This is a genomic window from Paraburkholderia sp. BGA-UO-ETr-F12 (assembly GCF_059567945.1).
This window is the reverse complement of sequence record NZ_JCAQOZ010000010.1, coordinates 47,572-56,049: the sequence shown is the minus strand read 5'-3', so window position 1 is coordinate 56,049 and position 8,478 is coordinate 47,572. Positions and strand designations below refer to the sequence as shown.

The window sequence follows — 8,478 nt, the reverse complement described above, 5'->3', positions numbered from 1 at the left end:
TTAATTTTTAAAGATCGAGTCCGCATTCACTACCGAATCCGCACCGCGTTGCCCACCTGCGCAACCACCGGTACCGCTTCGTTCTGCGTCGCTGCATCAGCAGCAGAGAAACGAGATTATGAAGGCTCTTTTTCGTTCTGTCAACAATATTTTTCCGCTTTCGCTTAAAACCTTGTTGACATCACAGCCGCTGGTTTCCGCCGCGGCCCTCGTTCGCAAACGAGGAGCCGAACTATAGGCGAACCTCGGCCATGTGACAAGGCTTTGGCGAAAATCTTTTTCTGACGACTCACTTCCGGGTCGAATTCACTAAAGCTGTGATCGGAACCGCGCCAGCCATTGCTGCGTATCCCGCGTCGCTGGGATGAATATGATCGCCACTATCAAAGGCTCGTTGCAGACGGCTCGGTTGCGCCGGATCGCGTAGCGCCGCATCGAAATCCACGATGCCGTCGAACGCGTGGCTGGTCCGAATCCACTGATTGACCGCCAGGCGGATCGCCTCCCGCGAGGCCGGCAACGAAGCCGGGGTCAACGTTGCGCCAAACACTTTTACGCCATGGCGCCGCGCATCCGCAATCACCCGCTGATAACCGGCAATCAGGTCGGTGGCAGTCACCGAGGTATGGGGCGAGTCACAGTCGAGGCCGTTACGTGCAGGCATCTCGGAGAAATTGATGTCGTTGATGCCGATCAGCAGAATCGCCGTCTTCACGCCCGGACGCTCCAGCACGTCCCGGTCGAACCGCCGCACGAGCGCATCGCCGTAGCAGACTGAGTCGCTCAATAAGCGATTGCCGCTGATGCCAAGATTGACGATCGCCGTCGAGCGATCACCAGTGCTGGCGAACCGACGCGTCAGCGCGTCCGGCCAGCGTCGGTTCTGATTCAGACTGGAACGCATGCCGTCGGTGATCGAGTCGCCGATCGCAGCGACTGCAACCGCCGAAGGCGCATCCACCGACAACCCCGTCACCCACACATATTGCGTAAACCGTCCGCGAAACGACTCCGCAGAGGCGTCGGCGGCATGATTTCCCGGCGAGGAAACGAAGTTCAACTGGCTCGAGACCCGATGCCACACCACGATTCGTTGGTCCGGCCCCATGAACGCGCTAACCGCGTAAGGCGCGCCTTCTACGATGTCGATGGCAATCGGGTCGCTGTCCAGCTCTGCTCCCGCCGGTACGCTCACCGAATTCTTGCCGCCAAATGTCACCCGCGCATCGCCATTGCCGAGCGCAGCAGCTCCGCCGGCCGAGCGCGCGATGCGCAAATCTTCGATGACAAGCGGTGTCTTGCCGTACTCGTTGCTGAGATGAATTCGCGCGGATTTACCCGCCAGCGTGGGATAGATGATCTGACGAACCGTCCGCCCTGCGACTTCCGGAGCGCGGTAAAGCGGCGGCAAGTCGGACCGCTGCGGGATGGGCTGCAAGGCAGTCGCCCACGCGGTAACCCAATGCGTTGAGGCGTCGGCGGCAAAAACAGTCGAGGAAACGGCGAATTGGCAAAGCAGCGCCGCGCCACATGCGGCAGCCAGGGTGCGAATGGTCATTCGGGTGGTCAGTTCGATGCGAAACGTGCATTGTGCCCGATCGCCAAGGCCATCGCGGCTCACCGCGCGGATGCCACCCTGCTGTCGCCGCGCCTCATATCAGGATGGCAGCGTCGAAAGATCGTTAAGCACCGACACGTAAAGTACGGAGATCCGGCCGTTGGAGCGGGAACCGGGCCTATTCGGATCTCGGTGCGAAGAGCACGACAAAGTACGAAATTTCAGGCGCGGTGCCTGCGCCGCAGTCATCCGACGCAAGCGCAGACGCATCGCCAATCAGCCCGCTACCGACGCCCCGGTCATCTTCAACGCAAGCGCCTCGGCCACTTCGATCCCGTCGATGGCTGCCGAGTAAATTCCGCCCGCGTATCCCGCGCCCTCTCCCGCCGGATACAGGCCCTCGACATTCATGCTCTGATAGTCGTCCCGGCGCCGCACGCGAATCGGCGACGACGTTCGCGTCTCGACGCCCGTCAGCACAGCATCATGCATGGCAAACCCGGCGATCTTCTTGTCCATCTGCGGCAAAGCTTCGCGGATCGCTTCGATCACGTAGTCGGGCAGCGCGGTGCTGAGATCGGTCGGATGCACGCCCGGCTTATAGGACGGCACCACCGATCCCAGCGAAGTAGACGGCCGCCCGGCGATAAAGTCGCCGACCAGCTGACCCGGCGCCATATAGTTGCCGCCACCCAGTTCGAAGGCCCGCTCTTCCCATTTACGCTGGAAGGCAATACCGGCGAGCGGGCCGCCCGGATAGTCGTCCGGCGTGATGCCGACGACAATCCCGGCGTTGGCATTGCGCTCCGCCCGCGAATACTGGCTCATTCCGTTGGTCACCACGCGGCCCGGCTCGGAGGTTGCCGCGACCACCGTGCCGCCAGGGCACATGCAGAAGCTATAAACCGCGCGCCCATTGCTGCAATGGTGCACAACCTTATAGTCGGCGGCGCCAAGCTGCTTGTGCCCCGCGAACTTGCCGAAACGGCTGCGATCGATCAGCCCTTGCGGATGTTCGATCCGGAAACCGAGCGAAAACGGTTTTGCTTCGATATAGACACCGCGGTCGCTCAGCATCTGGAAGGTATCGCGCGCACTATGACCGACCGCCAGCACGACATGGTCGCAGCGCAGCGTTTCACCCGTCGACAGTTTGAGCCCACGCACCTTGCCCTGATCGATTTCGATATCGTCGACCCGCGACTCGAAACGCACCTCGCCGCCCAGTTCGTGAATGGTCGCGCGCATCTTTTCGACCATGCTAACCAGACGGAACGTGCCGATATGAGGCCGGCTCAGATAGAGAATGTCCTCCGGCGCACCGGCGCGGACGAACTCCTCGAGCACCTTGCGGCCGTAGTGCTTCGGATCCTTGATCTGGCTGTATAGCTTGCCGTCCGAGAACGTGCCCGCGCCGCCTTCGCCGAACTGCACGTTCGATTCCGGATTGAGCACGGACTTACGCCATAGCCCGAAAGTGTCCTTGGTGCGCTCCCGTACGGCCTTGCCGCGCTCGAGAATGATCGGACGAAAGCCCATTTGTGCAAGGATCAGCCCCGCGAACAACCCGCATGGCCCCATACCGATCACGACTGGCCGCAAAGAAGCCATCTGAGCCGGCGCTTTGGCGACAAAATGGTACGTCATGTCCGGCGTCACACCGCAGTGCGGTACATCGGCAAGCCGTTTGAGCGCGGCCGCTTCATCCTTCACCTCGACGTCGACGATATACGTGAGCTTGATATCGGCGCGCTTACGCGCGTCGTGCGCGCGGCGGAACACGGTGTAACGGATGAGCCCGTCGTCAGCCACGCCGAGGTCAGCGAGGCGCGCGCGGACGGCGGCTTCGAGAGCACTCTCGGGGTGATCGAGCGGGAGTTTGATTTCGCTTAGACGTAACATGAGTGCCGGGGGATGCAGGAAGGCCGCAAATCGCAGCCAATTCGCAATTTTATAGGTTAAGTGTCCGCACGGGGCAGTGGCGCAAGTGAAACGCCGCCGGCGGCACGCCGTCACGCCCCTATCGATAATCGCAGTCCGTCTCAAAAAATTTATTAACCGACCGGTCGGTTGGTTTATACTGCGCAAACACAGACAACTTCCGCTGAGAGCGTCCTCATGTACACGCAATCCCTGGATATCCCCGGCAATGTCGCCCCGCTCGACGCGGCAGCGGGTTCGCCCGAGCAGGCGCAATTCGACGCGGTCATGGCCGCCGACGGCAAGATCGAGCCTCAAGACTGGATGCCCGACGCCTACCGCAAGACGTTGGTGCGGCAGATTTCGCAGCACGCACATTCCGAGATCGTCGGCATGCTGCCCGAGGGCAACTGGATCACGCGCGCGCCCAGCCTGAAGCGCAAGGCGATCCTCCTCGCCAAGGTGCAGGATGAAGCCGGCCATGGCCTCTATCTATATAGTGCGGCCGAAACGCTCGGCGTGTCGCGCGACCAGTTGATCGCAGCGCTACATTCGGGCAAGGCTAAGTATTCAAGCATCTTCAATTACCCGACGCCTACATGGGCGGACGTCGGCGTGATCGGCTGGCTGGTGGACGGCGCGGCGATCATGAACCAGATTCCGCTGTGCCGCTGCACGTACGGTCCGTACGCACGCGCCATGATCCGCATCTGTAAGGAAGAGTCGTTCCATCAGCGCCAGGGATTCGACGCGCTCATGTCGATGATGAGCGGCACCGAAGCGCAACGCGAACTGGTCCAGCAAGCCGTGAACCGCTGGTGGTGGCCGGTTCTAATGATGTTTGGTCCGAGCGACAAAGATTCGATCCACAGCAATCAATCGTCGAAATGGGGCATCAAGCGCATCTCGAACGACGACCTGCGCCAGAAATTCGTCGACGCGACCGTCGACCAGGCCAAGGTGCTCGGCGTCACGCTGCCGGATCCGAACCTGAAGTGGAACGAAGCCCGCGGCCACTATGACTACGGCGACATCGACTGGGAAGAATTTTGGCGCGTCGTGAATGGCGACGGCCCGTGCAACCGTGAGCGTCTCGCGACCCGCGTGAAAGCGCACGACGACGGCGCCTGGGTGCGCGAGGCTGCTCTCGCCCACGCCGAAAAGCAGCGCCAGCGCGCGCAACAGCACGCCGCTTAACTCATACAGTCACGCACTCACGCGACAAGCCGAACAAAGTATCAGGAGATCAGCAATGAACAAGGAATGGCCGATTTGGGAAGTCTTCGTGCGCAGCAAGCAGGGACTCGACCATAAACACTGCGGCAGCCTGCATGCCGCCGACGCGCCGATGGCGCTGCGCATGGCGCGCGACGTCTACACCCGCCGCCAGGAAGGCGTAAGCATCTGGGTGGTGCCGTCCTCGGCGATCACGGCCTCCGCGCCGGAAGACAAGGCGGAGCTGTTTGAACCGGCTGGCGACAAGATTTACCGCCACCCGACGTTCTACACGCTCCCCGACGAAGTCAACCACATGTAAGCGCGGCCATGAACATCACGCCCCAACATCTGCAGTACGTGCTGCGTCTCGCGGACACCGCGCTGATCCTCGGTCAGCGCAATACCGAGTGGTGCGGCCACGGCCCGATCCTCGAAGAGGACATCGCGCTGTCGAACATGAGTCTGGATCTGATCGGCCAGGCGCGTCTGCTGTACACGCACGCCGCCACGCTGGAGCAGCAACTCACCGGCAAAAGCCGCACGGAAGACGACTACGCGTACTTCCGCGCCGAGCGCGAGTTCGCCAACTACACGCTGGCCGAGTTGCCGCATTACGGCCCGCTCGCCGGCACCGCGCAAGCCGAGAAGGATTACGCGGTCACGATCGTGCGCAATTTCCTCTACTCGACGCTGATGGCGCATCTGTGGTCGGCGCTCACCGCGTCGAAGGATGAGCAGCTTGCCGCGATCGCCTCCAAGTCGATCAAGGAAACCAGCTATCACGTGCATCATGCGAGCGAATGGCTGATCCGTTTCGGTGACGGCACGGACGAATCGCATCGCCGCGCGCAAGCCGCACTCGACTATCTGCTGCCGTACACGCGTGAGTTTTTCAGTGCCGACGCCGTGGAAGAAGCCGTCGCCGCCGCTGGCATCGGGCCGCTGACGTCGGACCTGGAAGCAGCATGGCTCGAAGACGTCAAAGCCACCCTCGACGAAGCCACGCTCAAGCTGCCTGAAGCGGTCAAGCACATCACGACTGGCAAGCACGGTGAGCACTCGGAGCATATGGGCTTCGTGCTGGCTGAAATGCAAAGCCTCGCGCGCCAGCATCCCGGCGCAACCTGGTAAGCACGCAGCCGCGCGCACAACCGGAATCTGACGGAACTTCACGATGACGACCTCGACTGCCACGCCCGCCGCCGATGCCACGCTGGAACGCGCTTGGGCCGTGCTCGAAACGGTGCCTGACCCGGAGATCCCGGTGGTGTCGATTCGGGAACTCGGTATTCTGCGCGACGTGCGGCGCGCGGCCGACGGCGCGCTGGAAGTCGTGATCACGCCGACCTATTCCGGGTGCCCGGCGATGTCGCAGATCGCCGAAGACGTCGCTCATGCGCTCGATGTGGCCGAGTTGAAGCCGTATCGAATTGCCACGGTCCTCGCTCCGGCCTGGACCACCGACTGGATGACGGCCGACGCGCGCGAAAAGCTGCGCGCCTACGGAATCGCACCGCCCACAGGCAACTGCGGCACCGCCGTGCAGCCGCAGGAAAAAGTGCTGCGTTTCATGCCGCGCGCGCTGCCGGCGCCGTCGTGTCCGCGCTGCGGCTCGGCGCATACCGAGCGTCTCGCGCAATTCGGCTCGACGGCCTGCAAAGCGCTCTATCGCTGCCTCGACTGCCGCGAACCCTTCGACTACTTCAAACCATACTGATATGGCTACCCCGCAATTCCATCCGCTGCGTATCCGCGAAGTGCGGCCAGAAACCGCTGACGCGGTGTCGGTCGCTTTCGAAGTCCCCGCCGAGCTACGCGATCAGTATCGCTTCACGCAAGGCCAGTTCGTCACGCTGAAAACGCACATCGACGGTGAAGAAACGCGCCGTTCGTATTCGATCTGCGTCGGCGTCACCGATTACGACCGCGACGGCGAACTGCGCATCGGCATCAAGCGCGTGCGTGGCGGGCGTTTCTCGAACTTCGCGTTCGACACGCTGCAGCCCGGCCATACGATTGACGTGATGACGCCCGATGGCCGGTTCTTCACCCACCTGAACGCCGATCAGGGCCAGCAGTACATCGCGTTTGCCGGCGGATCGGGCATCACGCCGGTGCTCGCCATCATCAAGACGACGCTCGAAGTCGAGCCGCGCAGCACCTTCACGCTGGTGTACGGCAACCGCAGCGTCGACCAGATCATGTTCGCGGAAGAACTCGAAGATCTGAAGAACCGCTTCATGAACCGCTTCGTGCTCTATCACGTGCTGTCCGACGACTTGCAGGACGTCGAGCTGTTTAACGGCGTGCTCGACGAGGAAAAGTGCGCGGCCTTCATCGAAAATCTGCTGCCGGCCGACGCAATCGACGAAGCCTTCATCTGCGGCCCCGCCCCGATGATGGATGCCGCCGAGGCCGCACTGAAAGCCGCGGGCGTGCCGTCGGCCAAGGTGCACGTGGAGCGCTTCGGCTCGCCGCTGCCGCAAGCGGGCGTGCCGCCGGTCGAAATCACCGAAGACACCCCGGCCGCCGACCTCGAAATTGTCCTCGACGGGAAACGGCGCAAGCTGCGCCTGCCTTACCAGGGCGTGAGCGTGCTCGACGTCGGCCTGCGTGCCGGCCTCGCGCTGCCGTATGCGTGCAAGGGCGGCGTCTGCTGCACATGCCGCGCAAAGGTGCTCGAAGGCGAGGTCAAGATGGAAAAGAATTACACGCTGGAAGAACACGAAATCCGCGACGGCTTCGTGCTGACCTGCCAATGCCATCCGATCAGCGATCGTGTGGTGGTGAGCTACGACGAACGCTAAGCCAGGTGTGCCGGGTTGGCCATACGACGCCCGGAACGCTTTCAGCAGGTCCGCGATCCGCTTACACTAGGGGCCGCTCTCGATTGGACACCTGTTCCGATCGATGAGCGGCCCCTTTTTTGTCTTTTGTCGTTTTCTGCAAGCCCAAGCCACTGCCGATGAGCATCATCCACCTCACCAATGGCGACGTCGCCGCCGAATCACTGCGCGCCGCGCTAGCCGAGGCGAGCCGCGACGATCGCGTGCACGCACTGCGCGACGATCTGGCGGTCGGTCCGCTGCGCGGTATCGATGACGGACCCGACGTGCGAGCGGAATTCTGGGACCGTGTCAGCACCGACACCAGGCGTGATTTTCTGCGCGAATTCCGCGAGCAGGCAGCCGCGCTGGAGAACATCGCACGCAGCGAGGCGAACCTGGTGGTCTGGCACGGTGAAAGCTCAGCCGATCAACTTATGCTGCGCCGCGTCTGCTACCACCTACGCAACAGCCCGCAGCGACTCAATGAGGTGCGTCTGTCGATCCGTGACCTCACCGATCCGGGCGCATGGGCGCACAGCCGCAAAGACCGCGCGACCTCCGTCGGCATGTTCGCGCCGACTGTACTGCAAGGGCGCCTGACGGACGCAGCGCCGATTTCTGTTCTACGCATTAGCCGCCTCGCACTCGAATGGCAGGAAGCCAAGCACGCGAATGGCGAGACACGGCGCTGGCGCGACAACACTTTTACGAGCGGCAGCTTCACCGACCTGGACGCGCTGATTCTCGAACAGGCCACCGGCGACTGGCAACCCGCCGCGCGAGTTGCCGCCGAACTGATGACCGCCGATCTCGGGTATCTGGTAAGCGACAGCATCGTCCTGTGGCGCTTTCGCGAACTGGCCTCAACACGCCGCATCAAGCTGCGCGGCGACGCGGGCGCCTGGCGCACCCTGGAAATGTGCGCGGCGCTTGCCCCCTGTCCACACTAATAAA

The 8,478-nt window shown here is 62.5% G+C and carries 8 protein-coding genes; 6 read left to right on the top strand and 2 right to left on the bottom strand.

The window, feature by feature from the left end; all coding sequences use genetic code 11:
* Positions 1 to 289: 289 nt before the first annotated feature.
* Together AC57B6_RS03630 and AC57B6_RS03625 are read right to left on the bottom strand one after the other, a co-directional pair.
* A complete protein-coding gene (locus AC57B6_RS03630; RefSeq protein ID WP_496420706.1) occupies positions 290 to 1,558 on the bottom strand; it encodes an SGNH/GDSL hydrolase family protein in 1,269 nt (422 codons plus the stop codon).
* Positions 1,559 to 1,834: 276 nt separating this feature from the next.
* Positions 1,835 to 3,460 (bottom strand): NAD(P)/FAD-dependent oxidoreductase, encoded by a 1,626-nt coding sequence (locus AC57B6_RS03625; protein WP_454806565.1) that lies wholly within the window; start codon positions 3,458 to 3,460, stop codon positions 1,835 to 1,837.
* A 216-nt stretch (positions 3,461 to 3,676) separates the two neighbouring features.
* Between AC57B6_RS03625 and paaA the strand changes: the two genes are divergently transcribed.
* The 6 genes from paaA to AC57B6_RS03595 all read left to right on the top strand — a co-directional run bounded on the left by paaA (position 3,677) and on the right by AC57B6_RS03595 (position 8,474).
* Entirely contained in the window at positions 3,677 to 4,675 is a 999-nt protein-coding gene (paaA, locus tag AC57B6_RS03620) for a 1,2-phenylacetyl-CoA epoxidase subunit PaaA (protein ID WP_028198608.1), read from the top strand.
* A 55-nt stretch (positions 4,676 to 4,730) separates the two neighbouring features.
* Positions 4,731 to 5,015, top strand: coding sequence for a 1,2-phenylacetyl-CoA epoxidase subunit PaaB (gene paaB, locus AC57B6_RS03615; RefSeq protein ID WP_007179854.1), 285 nt, complete (start codon positions 4,731 to 4,733; stop codon positions 5,013 to 5,015).
* A gap of 8 nt (positions 5,016 to 5,023) precedes the next feature.
* Complete coding sequence (paaC, locus tag AC57B6_RS03610; protein ID WP_491564805.1) at positions 5,024 to 5,827, top strand: 1,2-phenylacetyl-CoA epoxidase subunit PaaC; 804 nt, start codon at positions 5,024 to 5,026, stop codon at positions 5,825 to 5,827.
* Positions 5,828 to 5,870: 43 nt separating this feature from the next.
* A complete protein-coding gene (gene paaD / locus AC57B6_RS03605) occupies positions 5,871 to 6,413 on the top strand; it encodes a 1,2-phenylacetyl-CoA epoxidase subunit PaaD (protein WP_030102318.1) in 543 nt (180 codons plus the stop codon).
* 1 nt (position 6,414) lies between these two features.
* Entirely contained in the window at positions 6,415 to 7,503 is a 1,089-nt protein-coding gene (gene paaE / locus AC57B6_RS03600; protein WP_025496386.1) for a 1,2-phenylacetyl-CoA epoxidase subunit PaaE, read from the top strand.
* Between the two features lie 158 nt (positions 7,504 to 7,661).
* Positions 7,662 to 8,474 carry a DUF1835 domain-containing protein gene (locus tag AC57B6_RS03595; RefSeq protein ID WP_496420705.1) on the top strand — a complete coding sequence of 271 codons (813 nt, stop codon included), beginning with the start codon at positions 7,662 to 7,664 and terminating at the stop codon, positions 8,472 to 8,474.
* Positions 8,475 to 8,478: the final 4 nt, after the last annotated feature.

What these genes read in the sequence shown, in the direction of transcription:
- AC57B6_RS03630 (WP_496420706.1), bottom strand. Translation starts at nt 1,558, where the DNA reads ATGACCATTCGCACCCTGGCTGCCGCATGTGGCGCGGCGCTGCTTTGC.
- AC57B6_RS03625 (WP_454806565.1), bottom strand. Translation starts at nt 3,460, where the DNA reads ATGTTACGTCTAAGCGAAATCAAACTCCCGCTCGATCACCCCGAGAGT.
- paaA (WP_028198608.1), top strand. Translation starts at nt 3,677, where the DNA reads ATGTACACGCAATCCCTGGATATCCCCGGCAATGTCGCCCCGCTCGAC.
- paaB (WP_007179854.1), top strand. Translation starts at nt 4,731, where the DNA reads ATGAACAAGGAATGGCCGATTTGGGAAGTCTTCGTGCGCAGCAAGCAG.
- paaC (WP_491564805.1), top strand. Translation starts at nt 5,024, where the DNA reads ATGAACATCACGCCCCAACATCTGCAGTACGTGCTGCGTCTCGCGGAC.
- paaD (WP_030102318.1), top strand. Translation starts at nt 5,871, where the DNA reads ATGACGACCTCGACTGCCACGCCCGCCGCCGATGCCACGCTGGAACGC.
- paaE (WP_025496386.1), top strand. Translation starts at nt 6,415, where the DNA reads ATGGCTACCCCGCAATTCCATCCGCTGCGTATCCGCGAAGTGCGGCCA.
- AC57B6_RS03595 (WP_496420705.1), top strand. Translation starts at nt 7,662, where the DNA reads ATGAGCATCATCCACCTCACCAATGGCGACGTCGCCGCCGAATCACTG.